Genomic DNA, 17,097 nt, shown 5'->3' with positions numbered 1-17,097 from the left:
CTCATCTCTTTTTATGTGAATGGCTAGTGATTCAAAATTCGGCTCAGGAACAGACGCGCGCGCTCTTCACGCGGACTTGCGAAAAATTCCTGCGGTGTCGCTTCTTCCAAAATCGTTCCCTGGTCCATGAACACGATGCGATCGGCCACCTCGCGGGCAAAGCCCATTTCGTGCGTGACAACGACCATCGTCATCCCTTCTTTTGCAAGCGTCTTCATGACGTCCAGCACTTCCCCGATCGTCTCGGGATCGAGCGCTGAGGTCGGCTCGTCGAACAGCATGATTTTCGGACGCATCGCCAGTCCACGGGCAATCGCTACGCGCTGCTGCTGCCCACCGGAGAGCTGGGTCGGGAATTTTTCCGCCTTTTCCGGAATCCCTACCTTCTCCAAGTAATAGAGCGCCGTTTCTTCTGCTTCCTGTTTGGAGACACCCAATACTTTGATCGGCGCAAGCGTGATGTTTTCCAGAACAGTCTTGTGCGGATACAGGTTGAAGTGCTGGAACACCATGCCGATATCGCGGCGCAGCTTGTTGATGTCGGTATTTTTGTCGTTTACTTTTACGCCGTCCACCAAAAGCTCTCCGCTTGTAACCGTTTCCAATCTGTTGATGCAACGAACCATCGTACTCTTCCCCGAACCGGACGGTCCGATGACGACGACAACCTCTCCCTGGTTGATATGCAGGTCGATGTTTTTCAGGACGTGGAAGCTTCCGTAATGTTTGTTGACTTGATGAAAACTGATCAACCAGATCCCCCCTTGCTCTCTTTCATAGTTTGTATCGTAAAGGCGAACTACCCGAATCTACAGAAAAATACAAATCAATTTTATTTCTCTTTATAATTTTCTAAATTGTGAACGGAATTTAAGCACAAAAAAGGCCAGTTGCCCCCATGCCTGCCCGGCACAAAAGTCAACTGGCTTCGTTTTGGGATCGCCTTATCCCCGCAGACGGTTCACCCAGAAACCGCCCTTCAAGTGTTTTGGCTCAAAAGAAATGACAAAAGCTTTAGGCGCGATCTGCTGAATGAGCTGCCACAGTTTTTTTTCGTTGCTGCGCTTGGTCAGCACTTGCATCATGAGCCGATGCCCATCGCGGCCTTCCGCTACCCAGGAAGTGACGCCAAAGCCATGTTCCCGCAGCTTCACCGGAACGTCCAGATCGACAGAATCGACCACCACCTGGAGCGTCACATAGCCCAGGGCCAAATATTCCTCGATCTTGCTGCCGATGTACACGCCCATTCCCCACCCGATACAGTAAGCGGCGAGATTGACCGGATTGTCCAGGTTATCCAGAACAATCGCCAGTCCTTTCAAATACACGAACACTTCCACCATCGCCAGGAGCGAAGCCAACACGCGGTACCCTTTGATCACCATCAACAGTCTCAGCGTAAAAAAAGACACGTACAAAATGTTAATCCCGATGATGATCCACACAAACTCGAAGCCCATTTCTCCCCTACCCCCACCCAGACCGGGTCATTGCTGTTTTCCAATCACGTCTCGAATATAAACGATGTGCCGTGCAAAATCTAGCTGGAAAAGGACGCTTAAAATTTTCCAGCGAGCCGCCTTTCACCAACAGCCCAAAACAGCTTAATGACCAAAAGAATTGGGTAGATTTGCTCAGTTTGCCCGCCGATCCAGCAGCTTGTCAGCCATCTGCTCAATCAGCTCGCGCTTGGCCAGCAAATCGCGCATTCGCTTGGGCAGTGCCTCGACTCCGTAGTAGGCTCCTGCCAATTGACCGTAAACAGCCCCGGTCGTATCCGCGTCATCACCGAGATTGACAGCGCGAAACAAGCCCGCCTCAAATGTGTCTGTCGTGCAAAAAGCCCACAGCGCTGCTTCCAGCGACTCTACCACGTACCCTGATCCTTTGATTTCCGTCTCTGCTTTGCCTTTGTACGAACCAAGAGCGACGCGGGCAATGCCGGGATCAAGCGGTTCCTCTGCCCACAAATTCTCGACAGGCGAATAGGCTCCCGCCAGCAATTGCTCCTTTGGCACGCCCTGCAAAGCTCCCAGCAACAGCGCACCCAAAAACCGGCAGCCATCTACCGCTTGGGCTGCCGCATGCGTCGTGCGCGAGCTTTGGGCGCACATGTCGATGGCTTGCCTCGGCTCGCCTGCGAAAAAGAGCGCTACAGGAGCCAGCCGCATGATCGAACCGTTTCCAGCCGTCCTCGGGTCTGTCGATCCGCTGTATGGCTGTCCTGTCTGTTCATACCGCCACAGCGCTTCCTTTGTCGCATTGCCGATGTCAAAACAGTGATCCTTGCAGCTCATGTACCCTTTGCGATACCAGGCCAAGTAACGGTTCATTTGATCCTCTGGATCGAACCTCCCCGTCTCGCTCAGGCTCTCCGCCAGGCACAGTGCCATGGAAGTATCATCCGTCCATTGACCCGGCTGCAAATCAAACGGCCCTCCGCCGATCATTTCCGTAAGCGGCTCAAACGTGCCTGGCTTGCGAAATTCCAGCGTCGCTCCAAGCGCATCCCCTATTGCCAAACCGAGCAAACTGCCTGCATAACGCTCACGCAGTTCCATAGCCAACACCACCTTTTAACAGAATTATCAATCTATTTATCAGCAGGTCAGAATAGGCTCTTGCCTACCCTACCTCCTTCAGACAAAACATCTGGCAATCACACTCTTGCCGACATGCTGCTCGTCCAGCTCGTCAGACGCCACCTTCTCGTCGCTTTGCGTGAAGGTAATAATCTGCGGCATTACCAGCTTGTACCGATTCTCCATCACGGTTTCCAGCACATACTGCCCTTCGTTATCCCACAAAAGAACACCTGCCAAAATCCTGGTCTCCACACAGATCCTCCCCCGTCGTGGTAAATATAGACAACCCACCTACGATTGAACTTATCTGCTGGTGCAGCAAAGACGGGTACGATGACCCGCCTTTCCTCTGCGCTCTTTGTTGTTTTATTGCTCTTTTTTCAATCGTGCATCCAGAACAAAATTGCCGAACGGCAACAGAGACGCGATAAACGCCACGATTACCTTCAAAATGGACCATCTGTCCTTAAATGTAACATGAGCCAAGGCCAAAATATAGAGGACAAAAAACAAGCCATGCAATGAGCCTGCGACTTTTACTGCGTCCGGAAAATCGAGGTAGTACTTGAGCGGCATCGCAATCAACAGCAACACCAGATACGAAATTCCTTCAATAATGCCGATAACGCGAAAACGTCCGAGTGCGGTATTCATCATGGGCGGATACCATCCTTGCTTGTAATTATCATCATTATAAACGAAAAACTATCTAAATGATGAGAATTGTCCATTGTTCATAATAAATTCAAAATCAGCGGCCCCATGATTGTTCGCGAATGCGTTCCATCCAGCGCACCTCGGCATGCAAATGCTCGATCGCCCCAATCAGGATCGTCTTCGCCCCCCAATTCAGTTGCTGCTGCTCCATGATCGATTCGAGCAAGGCAGCAAGCCGTTGCACCTCCTGGATGTTCACGGCCAAAGCTTCCCCCATTTTTGCGGGATCGCCATGAGAGGCGAAGGTCAGAGCTGTATAAATCGGATTGGTGAGTTGCATCGGCTTGCGCATTTCCTGCAAAAGCAGCTCCTGAAACTCCGCCTCCCCTGTTTTGGTGATGCGATACATTGTCTTATCCGGGCGGTTAGACTCGCGAATGACTTGCGTAATCTCGATCATCCCACCCTTTTCAAGCTGATTGATGGCGTAGTAGAGTGAGCCTTTGGCGTATTTGACGTAGCAATCGATTCCTCGCGTCTTCACCTGCTGCTGGATTTCATACGGGTGCTTTTCCCCTTCCATCAGCAGCCCTAAAATAAGCAATTTCAAACTCATAGCTACTCCCCTCTTACCCGCGTTCAGGCTTGGCTTGCGGAGCCTTTTTTCCCGACGTTACCACTCGCTCATTGCCCATCAGCAAAATACAGACGACCGCGAGTAGAGCGGGAACAAGCGCCCACAAAAACGTGTGAGCGATGGAAGAAGCAAGAATGTCCGTCATTTTTTCCAGCACGGGAGCCGGAATCGCAGCTCTTGCTTCCGGCGTCAAAATCGCGCGCGGATCGGTGATCGCACCAGCTGCACCTTGACCGGAGAAAGCAGAAGCCATGCCATTTTCAAACTGGTTGCGCTGCAAAATGCCAAACACCGTAATCCCCAGCGTCATGCCGAGCGAACGGGAAAAAGAGTTCGTCGAGCTGGCCGATCCACGTTGGCGCATGTCGAAGCCATGAATCGCGGATATCCCGAGAACCGAGAAATTGAACCCGACGCCAAATCCGGTAATCGTCATGAAGATCGTCACCGTAGAGCGAGCCATGTCAGGCGACAAGGTGCTGAGCAGGAACAATCCCGGTACGAAAAAGACCGCTGACAGCAGCATGATGTTGCGGAAGCTCGTTTTCGTCGTGAGAAAACCGCCGACCTGGCTGCCGACAACCGAACCGAGCATCATCGGCGTCAGGAGCAAGCCGGAATTGGATGCAGACCCGCCATATACCCCTTGGATGAAGATCGGCAAATAGACCGTCGTGATGATAAAAGCGGCTCCGTACAGCAGAGCGACTGCATTCGTCGTAGCGAACAATCTGCGTTCAAACATCGCAAACGAAATAATCGGTTCCGAAGCTTTCTTTTCCACAAACAGAAAAATCACGAACAGCAGGAAAAACGCAGTGAACAGTCCGATGATTTGCACGGAGTTCCATGCGTACTGATTGCCGCCAAGCTCCAGGGCAAACATGAGACTGACGACAGCGCCGACAAGCGTGATCGCTCCCCACCAGTCGATGCTTTGCTTGCGGTGCTCAAGCGACTCTCTGTAGTACCTCGCGATAAACCAAAGAGACAGCGCCCCGATTGGCACGTTGATGAAAAAGATCCAGTGCCAGCTGACGTACTCCGTGATATACGCTCCGAGCAACGGCCCGAACACGCTGGAAGTACCGAAAACCGCTCCGAACAGCCCCGTCATTTTCCCGCGCTTTTCCGGCGGGAACACGTCAAAAATGATCGTGAAGGCAATCGGCATCAAAGCGCCTCCGCCGATCCCCTGAATGGCGCGGTAAATGCTCAATTCGATGATGCTGTTTGCCGTTCCGCACAAAATCGAACCCAATAAGAAAACGATCAGGCCAAATATGTAGAAACGCTTGCGCCCGTACATGTCGGAAAGCTTGCCGAAGATCGGCATACCCGCCATCGTCGCGACCATGTAAGCGGATGTTACCCAGACGAATTTGTCCATGCCGCCCATCTCGCCCACAATCGTCGCCATGGCAGTCGCCACGATCGTGTTGTCCATAGACGCGATCAAGAGCCCTAACAAGAGGCCCGCGACGACAAAATTCACTTTGCTTTCTTTGGCGATCATTGCCGTTGTCCTCCCTGATAGTCAAATCAAACTAATATTCCTTATTATATTCAAATTTGACCATTTGTCTGTAAAAAAATATTGGAGAACTCAACTGGCTTCTCCTTCTCTTCGCGCGATACAAAAACACCTTCTCTCCCAAAAGAGAAGGTGCCTTACTTTTCGCTTAGTTCGTTTTCAACACGTCGTGATCGACATAACGCTCGCCATTCAGCTCGCTGATGACGTTGATCGCAACTTTGGCGCCATCGCCAGAAGTAATGATCGTATGTACGCTCACGCCTGCGCACGTGCCCGCTGCCCAAATGCCGTCGATGTTCGTTTTTCCTTGCGCGTCTACATCTACTATTGTTTTGATTCTTGGCTCCGTGCCATCTTTCGTATTCAAGCCGATTGTTTCCGCGAGAGCTGTGACTGCTCCCGTCGCCAAAATGACGTGCTTCGCTTCGAACGAGCCTTTTTCCGCCGTTTCGACTACCAGTCCTTGCTCGGTTTTCGTCACGTTGGTTACTTGGTCTTCCACCAGCTCTGCTCCGAATTTCGCAGCCTGTTTTTTCCCCGTTTCAATCAGGTCAGGGCCAGAGATTTCCATGATGCCATAGTGGTTTTCCATCCAAGCGCGTTTGGTCATGCTTTTGTCATTGTCAATCAACAGCGTCTTTTTGCCTGCTTTTGCAGCGAAAATCGCTGCGCTGCCTCCCGCTGGACCTGCTCCAATAATCACGATATCAAACAAAGAAATCTCCCCTTTCCAAAATGTGTTACAAGACATAATTATATACTTTGTTTGTGAAAAGAAAAGCCTTCCCTTCTCTGAAAATCTCGCGAAGACGTTCTGCACCCTTCAATAGTATGAAATCTTCGCAGAAAACGATGCACGGCTTTGGCGCAAAACCTTACAGACGAATCCAAAACCGCCGCACGACATTGCCATCCTCTTCGATCACCTCGGATTCAAACACCCCGCCGTTGCCGAGAATCGTTTTTTCCGAACCGATATTGTGACTGTCGCACACGACCAGCACCCGCTCCAGGCCAAGCTCCCTCGTCTTGTCCAGCGCTTGGGCAAGAATTGCCGTCGCGTAGCCTTTGCGTCTTTCGCTGGGCCGGATGCCGTAGCCAATATGTCCCCCGACGTTCAGCAACCGTTCGTTCAGGCGATGGCGAATGTTGACCGCCCCGACGATCTGCTCTTTTCCATCGACCAGCCAGTAAGTAGAGTGCGGCACCCAACCTGCTTGCAAGTTTTCTTCCTTTCCCTCTCGCTCCATGAATGCCAGATAAGTCTCAAAATCATGCGGATCGTGCCCGATCACCCATGGAACGAACGGTTCCCCGCTTTGCTTCCATTCCTCGTAAAAAGCCAAATACTCCTGTTTGCGCTCGACTGACGGCTTGACCAAATACGGCGTCTCCGACATGCTTGTTCTCTCCTTTTTGTCAATAAATTCCGTCTATCTTAGCATGGACATCGCCGCTGGACAAGAAAAAAAGCGTGACACGAGCAGCCAATCGCTCGCATCACGCCTTGTTTGTTTTTGAAAATTACCCTTGCTTCTTAGTACTTGTTGAACATCATGATCCAGATGGAACCTGCGATAATCGTGAACACGATCACAAGTCCGAGAATCAGTGTCTGTACATTGTAGCGCGGCTTTTCTCCCTCACGGATGTGCATGAAGAAGAACAGCTGAACAACGAATTGCAAGATGGCCATCACCAGAATCGTGATTACGAGAGCCGTTTTTTCGAGCATCTGATTCATGACCAGCACCAGCGGGATGATGGTGAGCACAATCGAGAGAACGAAACCGATCACGTAAGACTTCAGCGATCCGTGATCTTGATGACCGCCATGGTTTTGATGTTGTGTCATCTTACATCACCCCCATCAGATAGACGACTGTGAAGAGGAAGATCCACACAACGTCCAGGAAGTGCCAGTACAAGCTCAGGTTGGTAACTTTGCGGCGAGTTACCGCATTAATTCCACGGCGCTTCAGCTGCATCATCAGCGCTACCATCCAGAACAGACCAACGGAAACGTGCAAACCGTGCGTACCGACCAGTGTGAAGAACGCGGACCAGAAGCCGCTAGTAGCCATGGTCGCACCTTCGTGCATCAAATGCGTAAACTCGTTAACCTCCAGCACGACGAACGCAAGACCGAGAACAGCAGTTACAGCGAGCCAGGCGATCAGCTCTTTTACTTTCCCTTTGTTCATCGCCAGTACAGCAAGTCCGCTGGTAAAGCTACTGGTCAACAAGATAAAGGTTGAAGCGATGATCCCAGGCAGTTCAAACAATTCTTTTCCAGTCGGTCCGCCTGCAAAGCTATGCATCATTACCGCATAGGTAGCAAACAGCGTACCGAACAAAATGCAGTCCGTTACAACGAAAATCCAGAAGCCAAGAACCTTGAGTTGCTCATGCTCTTCATGATGGTCATGGCCATGACTATGGTCGTGATGATTAGCCATCATTACAACACCCTCCCCAGTGAAGCCTCCGTGCGACGCACTTCATCCACCGGTACGTAATAATCCGTATCGTATTGGAAGGAGCGTACCCACATGCACACGGCAACTCCAATGAATCCAACTACGGCCATCCATACCCATCCAAAGGTGAAACCAAATCCAATCAGGAACCAGAAGGTCGACATGATAATCGGAATACCCGAGTTTTTCGGCATATGAATTGGTTCCAGATGCACCGGCTCTTCTTTATACGTGCCGTTTGCTTTCGCTTGTTTTGTTGCCCACCAATCATCCGAGTCTTTTACATTCGGAACGACAGCAAAGTTGTAGAACGGTGCTGGAGATGGAATCGACCATTCCAGTGTACGCGCATCCCATGGGTCGCCTGTTGTATCCCGTTCCCCATGCTTGATGCTGTACGTAATTTGCCATACTTGGAAGATGAAACCGATCCCCATCATGAAGGCACCGACAGTCGATACGAGGTTGAGGTCTTCCCAACCGCGATCCCAGCCGTATGTGTAGTAACGGCGTGTCATACCCATGAAACCGAGCGCGTATTGCGGCATAAAGCAAATATAGAAACCGATATTCCAGAACCAGAAGCCCCAACGTCCGAGCTTCTCATCGAGCTTGAAGCCGAACAGTTTTGGCCACCAGTAGTAAATACCTGCCAGGTAACCGAACACAACCCCACCGATCAACACTTGGTGGAAGTGGGCAATCAGGAAGTAGCTGTTGTGGTACTGGTAGTCTGCCGGAGCTACCGCCAGCATGACACCTGTCGCTCCCCCTACGAGGAAGCAAGGAATGAACGCAATGGTCCACAGCATTGGTTGTTTAAAGGATATCCGACCACGGAACATCGTAAACAGCCAGTTAAATACCTTAACCCCGGTCGGGATCGCAATGACCATCGTCGATATCGCAAAGAACGCGATAACGCTGGCGCTTGTACCCATTGTGAAAAAGTGGTGAGCCCATGTGAAGAAGGACGCGATCGCAATCGCCATCAAAGCCCACACCATGGATTTGTAACCGAAAATGCGTTTGCGCGAGAATGTCGCAACTACTTCAGAGAAAATACCGAATGCTGGTACAACTACGATGTATACCTCTGGGTGACCCCACATCCAGATGAGGTTCAGGTACATCATCGGGTTACCGCCGCCGTCCATCGTGAAGAAGTGAGCACCTGCGAAACGGTCAAGGAACAAAAGTGCGATTGTAATAGTCAAGATTGGGAAAGCAAAGATAATCATGATGCTGGAAGACAATACCGACCAGCTAAACAGCGGCATTTTGGAAAGAGTCATTCCTGGTGCACGCATTTTGAGAATCGTAACGATAAAGTTGATACCTGTTGCCAAACTACCGATACCGGAAATTTGAATACCCCAGATCCAGAAGTTTTGACCAGGTCCCGGACTGAAATCATTTTGTGACAATGGCGGATAAGACAACCAACCAGCGTCCGGGGAGCCCCCGATAACGAACGACAGGTTGAACAGCATCGCGCCAAGGAAGAACAGCCAGAAGCTGAGCGCGTTCAGGAACGGATACGCAACGTCGCGCGCACCGATTTGCAGCGGAACAACCATGTTGAACAAACCAAACATCATCGGCATCGCCATGAACAAAATCATGATCGTACCGTGAGTCGTAAAGATCGCGTTATAGTGATCGGCATGCAGGAATTCCAAATTCGGGAATGCCAGCTGCAAACGCATCAGCAGGGCGTCAACCCCACCGCGGAACAGCATGAGGAGCGATGCAATCAGGTACATGATCCCGATACGTTTATGGTCAACGGTAGTCAGCCACTCGCGCCAGAGCCAACCCCATTTTTTATATTTGGTCAGGACAAACACGATCGCGAGCATTGTCAAAACAATCGATACGTCCGCACCGTAAATCAGTGGGTCACCAGTTACAAAGAACGTGGATGCAAAATCCTTAATGTCCTCCCACACGTGGTATTCCTCCTCCCTCTCCTAATGTTTCATGCTGGAATGATCCATTCCAGGCATGTTGCTCATGTCAGTTGGTGGCAATTGCGAGGTTTCTTTTGACTTATCGCCTGTCGGAGCAGGCTGCTTTTGCATTACATGGTCCATATCATGGCCATGACCGTATTTTTGAACAATCTCTTCAAACAAGCCTTCCGGGAATGCAGAGTACAGTTTTTCCTCAGCCAATCCTGGTTTTTTCAGCTCGTTGTAATCTTCTTTTGTCATAGCAGGGGAAGTGCCTTTTACTTCACTGACCCATTTATTGAACTCTTCTTGCGGTTTCGCTACTACTTTAAACTGCATGTGCGCAAATTTTTCACCAGAGAAGTTGGAACTGAATCCAGCAAATTCGCCTGGTTCATCTGCTTGCAAATACAGCTCAGTCGCCATACCTGCCATCGCGTAAACCTGACCGCCCAACGATGGCACCCAGAAAGAGTTCATCGGAGCTTCTGCGGAAATTTGGAAATGAACAGGTACACCAACCGGAATTTCCAGGTAGTTGACCGTCGCAATGTTTTGTTCTGGATAAGTGAACATCCATTTCCAATCCAATGCGGTAACCTGAACGGTCATCGGTGCTACTTCTTTATTCGGAGATTCCTTCAGCACATACGTATCGCGAACGGTAAAGTAACCCAAGATCGCAATGATGACTACCGGAATGCCCCACCAGATTGCTTCAAGGACCGAGTTATGTGCCCACTCAGGTTTGTAAGGCGCCTTGTTATCCGGTTTATCCCGATATCGATACACGATAAAAGCGGTAAGCGCAAGAACCGGAACGATGATGACGGCGCACAATATCGTGGAAATAATAATGAGATTGTACTGCGTCTCTGCTACAGGCCCTTTCGGATTCAAGACAAGATACTCACTACCACAGCCTGAAAGCAGGACGGTGGTTAACGCTGCCAAGATCCAAAAGTGGATTTGCCTCAGCATTTTTCCTCCACTCATTCTCCTAATCCCTCCTCTTTCACAAAACAACAAGCCTCTAACTGATGATGTGTCCGCTATTCGCGTCCGCTTCCCCTCCGAGTCTTTCACGACAGAGGATGGAATCCATCTTCGAGCAGGACTCAGCAGAGAATTTTAACGTAAGTGAACATATCAACTAACCGCATATACATACTATCAGAGACGGAGAACTTTTGTACTTCTTTTTTCGGACGTTCAATAATTCGTAGCTTTTCTGTGACAAAGTGTTCACGAACCAGTCACGAGTTGATCAAATTCTTGTTAACAATCCCCTGCGATGCACATCTCCATCCAAAATTGGTCGCGATATCCAGCCGTTTTGCCGCCTTTGCGTTGTTTCATTTAAAATAAACAGCCCCTTCCTTTGGACATCGCCAGAAGAAGGGGCTGGATCAAGGCAAACAAACGGTCATGACCGTTTTGTTGACCGCAAGCGGTCACATCTCATTTCATGAAAAACGTCGAGACATTTTTCACAGAAAAAAACCTCTCATTTTAAAAAGGAAGCTTCATGAGAGGTTTTGTCTATGAATTTGTCATCGCTCTTTACACTTCTTGCTTACGCAGATTCAACAGGCGGAAAACGGTGCTCATAATGAAAATGTTCATTCCTGCAATCAAGAAACCAATCGATACCATCAACGGGAAGTTCTCTGCTCTGAAATCGCTTGCAGTAAACGCCATCAGCAGGCCACCAATTGCAATTGCGGTCCAGGCAATCCATCTCAGCACATCTGCGGCTCTTTTATCTGTATTCATGATTTAAAACCCCTGTCGTTTTGGATTTTCGTCTTTGCTCGTTTTCTTTGTTGAACTTATTGTAACACAAAATTCACTTTTTGTTCATGTTTTGTTCAAATTTTGATTGAAAATTTGTCAAAAGTTTTTTCGCAAACCTCTTGCGGTCTATGTTGTTACATTTTTCCTTTGTGTCTTAATTGTGAAACAGGGAAAAAGCGGACAAAAAAAGCCTGCCGCCTCGCTTTTGCGAAAAACGGCAGACTCTTTTGTTCCCTTTTGCCTTGCCCATCAACCAATCAAGCTGTCTTTTCCAAAGTGGCAGCCGCCTCATTCCTGTGCCTTTTGCCCCAACTGCGCCCGCCAACAGAGAACAACGTCAGGACAAACAGGACGCGGAACAACTGGAAGGCGGTCACAAGCAACGGATCGGCTCCGATCGTCATCGCAGTCAGGCTCATTTCCGCGATTCCGCCGGGCGCAGTCGCCAGGATGCCTGTCGCAAGCTCCATGTCAGCCAAATAAGTCATGCCGGCAGCCATCGCTGTTACGATCGCGAACAGCAGCAGAGCATGCATGACGGCGAATAGAAAGAAGCGTTTTTGCTGCCGGACTTCCTCTTTGCGAAAGCCAAGGCCGATACTCACCCCGATCATCACTTGCGCCGCCTTGACCAGCTCTCCCGCCAGCAGCGGATTTGCATTGCCCGACGGGTTGTTCAGCGACACAATCGCGGCAATCAGCAATGGCCCGAGAAGGTATGGCGCTGGCACGCGACAGCGCGCTGCGAGCAAGGCAGCAAGCGAACTGGCGATGACCAGAAGCACAGTCGGGAGCCATGCCAGCTGCTGGCCGCTCGCCAACACCCCCGTAGTCGAGCTGTGGTTCCCGGATATCCAGGAAATCAAAAAGGGGATGCACAGCACAATCATGACGGCGCGGATCGAATGAAAAATGGAGATGATCTGCTGATTGCCGCCGATGGACTGTCCAATCGACACCATTTCCGACAGCCCGCCCGGTATGTTGCTGAAGATAGCAGTAATTCGATCCACCTTGCCGATTTTGTAAAAAAGCCACGCGTTGAACAGGCTGAGCAACACGGTGAACAAGGTGGCGATCAGCATCAAACCGATATGATCTGTCATGGTCTGCCAAATACTCGGCGTCATGCGCAGGCCAAGCGATATGCCGATCACGATCAGTCCCGCCTGACGGAACCAACCGGGAATCCACAAGTTTTTGCTGCCCAACATCGTAGCAGCGACGGTGGCGACGAGCGAACCGATCATCCATGGAAGCGGGCTGTGAACGAGAGCAAACAGCCAGCCTCCAGCCGCTCCGAGCGACAGTGCAAGCCCTATTCGAAGCAAGTTCATGCTGATTCCTTCTCTCCCTGTCTGGCGTTGCGATCTTTTGTACAGTTCCAGTGTACGCCAGAAGAAAACAGCTGAAAAATACCGAATCGTTATCGCGATCGATTCGTTTCGCGAATGGCACAAAAGAAAAAGCTGCCCGCGTGGAGCTTGCACTCCTTGCTCGGGCAGCGACGAACGCGTTAATAGGAATGAGGAAAATCCATCTGTTGCATAAAGCGGACGAACGCTTTTACATTTTGCAGCTCCATGGATTCCTCATGGTAAAACATCCATGTGCTTCGCCTGATCGGCTGGTTTGCCGCATCCAGAAGCTCGATCAGATGCAGCCCTTCCTTGCCCTCTGCCACCAGACGGGGCAAAATGGCGTAGCCAAGCCCGCTCGCGACCATCTCGCCGCACGTGTCAGCCTTGTCTACTTCCATGTCGATTCTCGGCGGCGAGGAGTAATTTTGTGTCCACCAGCTATCCACCAATGTCTGCAAAAGCGGATCAGTCTCGTAATCAATTCGCGGCAAGTCAGGAAGGCTTTTTAAATCGAGCGGAGTTTGCGAGACAATGCACACGCTTTCCTCAAACAAAAGCTGCTTGCCCCCCGGCCAATTGTAATCACCGCGCACGAAGCCAAGGTGCACATCCTGGTTGTAAACGGCCTGGTACACGTCTTTGCTCCAGCCTGTCTCCACCTTAAATTCCACCAGCGGATACTTTTGCTTGAACAGCTTCAAAAGCCCTGGCAGCTTGTAGCGGGCAAAGTAGTTGGAGACGCCCAGGCGCAAAGTGCCGCTAACCTCTTCTCCCATATTCGCCACATGTTCCTTGATCTTGCGCAGTCGGACGAGCATTTCGTCTGCACAGTTCGCCAAATACTCGCCCTCCGGTGTAAAGTGAACGCCCCTTCTGCCGCGCTGCACGATTTGCACGCCAAATTCTTTTTCGATTTGCCGCAGACGCTTGGTTAAAGCAGGTTGGGACAAGTACAGGCTTTTCGCCGTTTTGGTAATGTTTTGTTCCTGATACAGCGTTCGCAAAATCGACCAGTCGCGGTATTCCATGGCTACAATGTCTCCGCGTGATCTTGCGCGGCGCTGCCTTCCTCTGACTTTTCACCCTTGCGCTTCAGGTACGTGCCCACAGCAATGACCACGAGCGCCAAAGCGACCGGCAAAATGACATGCAAAGCAGGCAACAGTTGTTCCAGAAAAGCTCCGACTACCTTGTCGCCGACGATCATCTCGCCTGCTGTGTACCCAAGCAATGCCGCTCCCAGCAGGACGATGATCGGAAACCGATTCATCAGCTTCATCAAAAGCTGGCTGCCCCACACAATCAAAGGAATGCTGACCGCAAGCCCGATGACGACCAGCAGCATGTTGCCATTTGCCGCACCTGCAACGGCGATGACGTTGTCCAGGCTCATGATCAAATCGGCAAAAATAATCGTTTTCAAAGCCTCCATCATGTTCGAACCGCTATCAATGCGGGCATCCTCTTCCTCGCCTTTGAGCAGTTTGACCGCGATCACGATCAAAAGCAGTCCGCCCAAAACTTGGACAAACGGGATTTGCAGCAGCCAAATGGCAATGAAAGTCAGGATGATTCTCAGTCCGATTGCCCCGAATCCGCCCCAGAAAACAGCTTTCTTTTGCACTTCTGGACGCAAGTTACGACAAGCCAGCGCAATAACGACGGCATTGTCCCCACTCAAGACCAGATTGACGATGATGATTTGTAGTAAGCTAAGTAACAATTCTGTCATGATGGCTCCCTCCGTAGGCGATGATAGTGACAATAATAGACCTTTTCGTTTTCATCTGCAGTATTTTTTTCGCTTTTGCCTGCACTTTTTAGCTGGAAACAGTTCAGGTTCAGGCACAGAAAAAGTCTGCCCATCGCGACAGACTCTGTTTTCGTTCGATTGCGGCTGGCTGAGGGATTCATCTAACGCGATTGCATTAGTTGTTGCCCTGTCCCTTGTAGCCGTATACGGAGTAGTCGGCCTTTACTTTGCGGATCGCATGCCAGACAGGCAAGCCCCGCGCTACCCAACGCAAAGCCGATATGATATTTTGCTCATTCTCAAACTGCTCGACGATAATGACCGTCTTTTCATTTATGTAGGACTGAAGCTCTTCCCAGCCCATTGCCGAATAACGGTCATTGCCGTAAGTGCGCAAGGCCAGAAAATCTTCTCGCTTCGGTTCTTTCATCTGAAGCAGTTGCCGAATTGCTCTCGCACAATCGGGATGAACATCGGAACTGGCCGCATTCGCCAAACGGTCATTCATAAACAAATGCCTCGTTTCTTCTATATATAGTTGCCCTTCTAGCATAAGCAATCCCCATGCTTTCAACAACCATAACATGCGCAAAAAGCATGACCGCGCGGCGAGCCTAACTGCACCACTCCGCTATCAGCTTCGCCATAAAAGCGCTGGACAATACAACAGGCAATCCGGTCAGTTCGCTCACAAGCTCTCTCGCTTCCTCCGTATACCCCATGCAATCCATGAGCAGGACATCGACCTTGTCTTTGAGCGGTTCGATTGCCGCCTGGTATGCCGCCCGGTCCAGCGCGAACGGGGAGACGACGGCAAATATTGGCTCCAAGCCATGCGGCGCGTATTTTTCCCGCAGCGCTTCCACCTGCTCGGCCAAAGGCACAAGCACCCCGAGTCTGCGGCCTTTTGCCATAATTGCTGCCATGGGCGGAATGATCCGATCCGGTTCCAGCAAAAAAGCCTGCTCTGCGCGCAGTCCGGGAAAGACTCCCGTGCACAAAAGCAAAATGTTGCGGATTCCTGACCGCTCCATGTCCGCTATTTTTTGCTGCAAAATCGGCTGAATCCGTTCCCTGGACAAGACGACAGACTCGCCGCTTGTCAGGCGCGAAGTCAACACGTAATCGCCCGCAGTCGGAGCCAGCTTGCTTGCAATCTCCGCTTTCGTCATCTGATCCAGCACCCCGGCCTGGACCAGCTCCGCCCGGCCCGCCAAATGCTTTTCTACAATCGGCGCAATGTCTTGCCGCGGTGCTTGTCCAATCGTAATCATTCCTACTTTTCTCATCGGCTGCTTGCCTCCTTTTTCCACATCGCTTGTTTGTAAAAAAACGGGGAGAATCCAGCTCTCCCCGTTCGCTTGTTTAGTTGTGCGCTTCCACGCCCATCGTTTGAAAAATTTTCATGGAGCCGTAGCGGCGATTGATATGAGCAAATTCTTGTTCGTCGTAAAAGCTGGTTGTGCCGTTCGTGTATTCTTTCGCCACTTCAACCGCAAACTTGACCGCGAGCGCAATATCCGTCTCATGACTTGCGCCTGTGCCGCATCCGGGAACAGCCGTCTGGGCCGTAATCGCTACTCCGACTACCGGAGCATCGGTGGCGACAGCGGGTTGCAAAATGCTGTTGATGTGAAAAAGATCGTTGCCGTACGGCGTGATGTCTTGCTGCGTAATCGGGAACGTCACAGGCAGCTGCCCTGTCGTCATTTCCATGATCCGCAACAAATCTTCGCTGATGCGCAAAATGTAGCCTTCCTTGACAGTTGGCGAGATAGCGATTCCTTTATGGTTCACGATGCGGTTGCCTTTTGTCGTGTCAATCGAGAGAATCGCTTCCATCTCGTCGATGACTTCATAGCGATTCATCGTCAAAATATCGACAGGCGATCCCATGAAATCGACCGGCTCATGCGGCTGTGTCGGCGCATTCGGGCATATGTGCGTGCTGATGATCACATCGCCATCGAGAACGTCGCCATTTTTTTGCATCTCGGCAAGCTTCAAGGCGCAAGCGATTGCAGCTACAGCGCCGTCGGCATCAGATACCATCCCGATCCGGCTCGGACGCGCTCCGATTCCGCCAAGTCGGCCGATAATCCCGAATGTTCGCGCGCTGCCGCCAGTGGACTTGCCGTTTTTCCCCGGTACGACGATTTTTACGAAATCGGTGCTGCCTTCTGCTCCTGCGACCGTTTGCACGGTAACCGAAACGCCGGGGTAGGCGGTAAACAGCTCCTTGATCGTTTCGCCATTCACATAGGCGCTGTCCATCGTTTCAAAAACAGTCATCGTTTGCTTCAAAGACATGGTTGCTCCTCCTAGATCCGAA

Annotated in this window: 20 protein-coding genes; all 20 read right to left on the bottom strand. The window is 50.8% G+C overall.

Translation table 11 applies throughout. From position 1 onward, the window contains the following. Window positions 1-23 precede the first annotated feature (23 nt). On the bottom strand, window positions 24-752 hold the full coding sequence (locus M2298_RS00310) for an amino acid ABC transporter ATP-binding protein (RefSeq protein ID WP_122962786.1): 729 nt from the start codon (window positions 750-752) through the stop codon (window positions 24-26). A gap of 192 nt (window positions 753-944) precedes the next feature. Beyond that, window positions 945-1,463 carry a DUF2179 domain-containing protein gene (locus M2298_RS00305; RefSeq protein WP_122962785.1) on the bottom strand — a complete coding sequence of 173 codons (519 nt, stop codon included), beginning with the start codon at window positions 1,461-1,463 and terminating at the stop codon, window positions 945-947. A 174-nt stretch (window positions 1,464-1,637) separates the two neighbouring features. Next, window positions 1,638-2,564, bottom strand: a complete 927-nt coding sequence (locus M2298_RS00300; protein WP_280648085.1) for an ADP-ribosylglycohydrolase family protein — start codon at window positions 2,562-2,564, stop codon at window positions 1,638-1,640. A 78-nt stretch (window positions 2,565-2,642) separates the two neighbouring features. Further along, window positions 2,643-2,840, bottom strand: coding sequence for a hypothetical protein (locus tag M2298_RS00295; protein WP_122962783.1), 198 nt, complete (start codon window positions 2,838-2,840; stop codon window positions 2,643-2,645). Between the two features lie 114 nt (window positions 2,841-2,954). Next, window positions 2,955-3,245, bottom strand: a complete 291-nt coding sequence (locus M2298_RS00290) for a DUF3817 domain-containing protein (protein ID WP_122962782.1) — start codon at window positions 3,243-3,245, stop codon at window positions 2,955-2,957. A gap of 94 nt (window positions 3,246-3,339) precedes the next feature. Continuing rightward, complete coding sequence (locus M2298_RS00285) at window positions 3,340-3,861, bottom strand: PadR family transcriptional regulator (RefSeq protein ID WP_063228400.1); 522 nt, start codon at window positions 3,859-3,861, stop codon at window positions 3,340-3,342. Between the two features lie 13 nt (window positions 3,862-3,874). Further along, window positions 3,875-5,398: an MDR family MFS transporter gene (locus M2298_RS00280; protein ID WP_274874964.1), complete on the bottom strand. Its 1,524-nt coding sequence runs from the start codon at window positions 5,396-5,398 to the stop codon at window positions 3,875-3,877. A gap of 166 nt (window positions 5,399-5,564) precedes the next feature. Continuing rightward, window positions 5,565-6,134: an FAD-dependent oxidoreductase gene (locus tag M2298_RS00275; RefSeq protein WP_063228402.1), complete on the bottom strand. Its 570-nt coding sequence runs from the start codon at window positions 6,132-6,134 to the stop codon at window positions 5,565-5,567. A gap of 160 nt (window positions 6,135-6,294) precedes the next feature. Further along, window positions 6,295-6,819 carry a GNAT family N-acetyltransferase gene (locus M2298_RS00270; protein WP_122962779.1) on the bottom strand — a complete coding sequence of 175 codons (525 nt, stop codon included), beginning with the start codon at window positions 6,817-6,819 and terminating at the stop codon, window positions 6,295-6,297. A gap of 137 nt (window positions 6,820-6,956) precedes the next feature. Continuing rightward, window positions 6,957-7,274, bottom strand: a complete 318-nt coding sequence (cyoD, locus tag M2298_RS00265; RefSeq protein WP_063228404.1) for a cytochrome o ubiquinol oxidase subunit IV — start codon at window positions 7,272-7,274, stop codon at window positions 6,957-6,959. Between the two features lies 1 nt (window position 7,275). Next, the gene (gene cyoC, locus M2298_RS00260) at window positions 7,276-7,878 is read right to left on the bottom strand and encodes a cytochrome o ubiquinol oxidase subunit III (RefSeq protein WP_173596270.1); all 603 of its coding nucleotides are present in this window, start codon (window positions 7,876-7,878) and stop codon (window positions 7,276-7,278) included. A 2-nt stretch (window positions 7,879-7,880) separates the two neighbouring features. Next, entirely contained in the window at window positions 7,881-9,851 is a 1,971-nt protein-coding gene (locus tag M2298_RS00255) for a cbb3-type cytochrome c oxidase subunit I (protein WP_122962777.1), read from the bottom strand. Window positions 9,852-9,872: 21 nt separating this feature from the next. Continuing rightward, a complete protein-coding gene (gene qoxA / locus M2298_RS00250) occupies window positions 9,873-10,850 on the bottom strand; it encodes a cytochrome aa3 quinol oxidase subunit II (protein WP_122962776.1) in 978 nt (325 codons plus the stop codon). A 567-nt stretch (window positions 10,851-11,417) separates the two neighbouring features. Continuing rightward, a complete protein-coding gene (locus M2298_RS00245; protein WP_122962775.1) occupies window positions 11,418-11,630 on the bottom strand; it encodes a hypothetical protein in 213 nt (70 codons plus the stop codon). 278 nt (window positions 11,631-11,908) lie between these two features. Continuing rightward, window positions 11,909-12,988, bottom strand: coding sequence for an AbrB family transcriptional regulator (locus M2298_RS00240; RefSeq protein ID WP_280648084.1), 1,080 nt, complete (start codon window positions 12,986-12,988; stop codon window positions 11,909-11,911). 179 nt (window positions 12,989-13,167) lie between these two features. Then, window positions 13,168-14,040: a LysR family transcriptional regulator gene (locus tag M2298_RS00235; protein WP_217021866.1), complete on the bottom strand. Its 873-nt coding sequence runs from the start codon at window positions 14,038-14,040 to the stop codon at window positions 13,168-13,170. Window positions 14,041-14,042: 2 nt separating this feature from the next. Further along, complete coding sequence (locus M2298_RS00230) at window positions 14,043-14,744, bottom strand: TerC family protein (protein ID WP_280648083.1); 702 nt, start codon at window positions 14,742-14,744, stop codon at window positions 14,043-14,045. A gap of 196 nt (window positions 14,745-14,940) precedes the next feature. Continuing rightward, complete coding sequence (locus tag M2298_RS00225) at window positions 14,941-15,273, bottom strand: hypothetical protein (protein WP_280648082.1); 333 nt, start codon at window positions 15,271-15,273, stop codon at window positions 14,941-14,943. 106 nt (window positions 15,274-15,379) lie between these two features. Next, complete coding sequence (locus tag M2298_RS00220; protein ID WP_217021863.1) at window positions 15,380-16,054, bottom strand: AroM family protein; 675 nt, start codon at window positions 16,052-16,054, stop codon at window positions 15,380-15,382. Between the two features lie 76 nt (window positions 16,055-16,130). Then, window positions 16,131-17,075: a DUF1177 domain-containing protein gene (locus M2298_RS00215; RefSeq protein ID WP_280648081.1), complete on the bottom strand. Its 945-nt coding sequence runs from the start codon at window positions 17,073-17,075 to the stop codon at window positions 16,131-16,133. Window positions 17,076-17,097 lie beyond the last annotated feature (22 nt).

Origin of the sequence: Brevibacillus sp. 1238 (genome assembly GCF_029892995.1) — a bacterium.
In the GTDB taxonomy this organism is placed as follows: domain Bacteria; phylum Bacillota; class Bacilli; order Brevibacillales; family Brevibacillaceae; genus Brevibacillus; species Brevibacillus parabrevis.
This window is presented reverse-complemented; position numbering and strand designations above follow the sequence as displayed.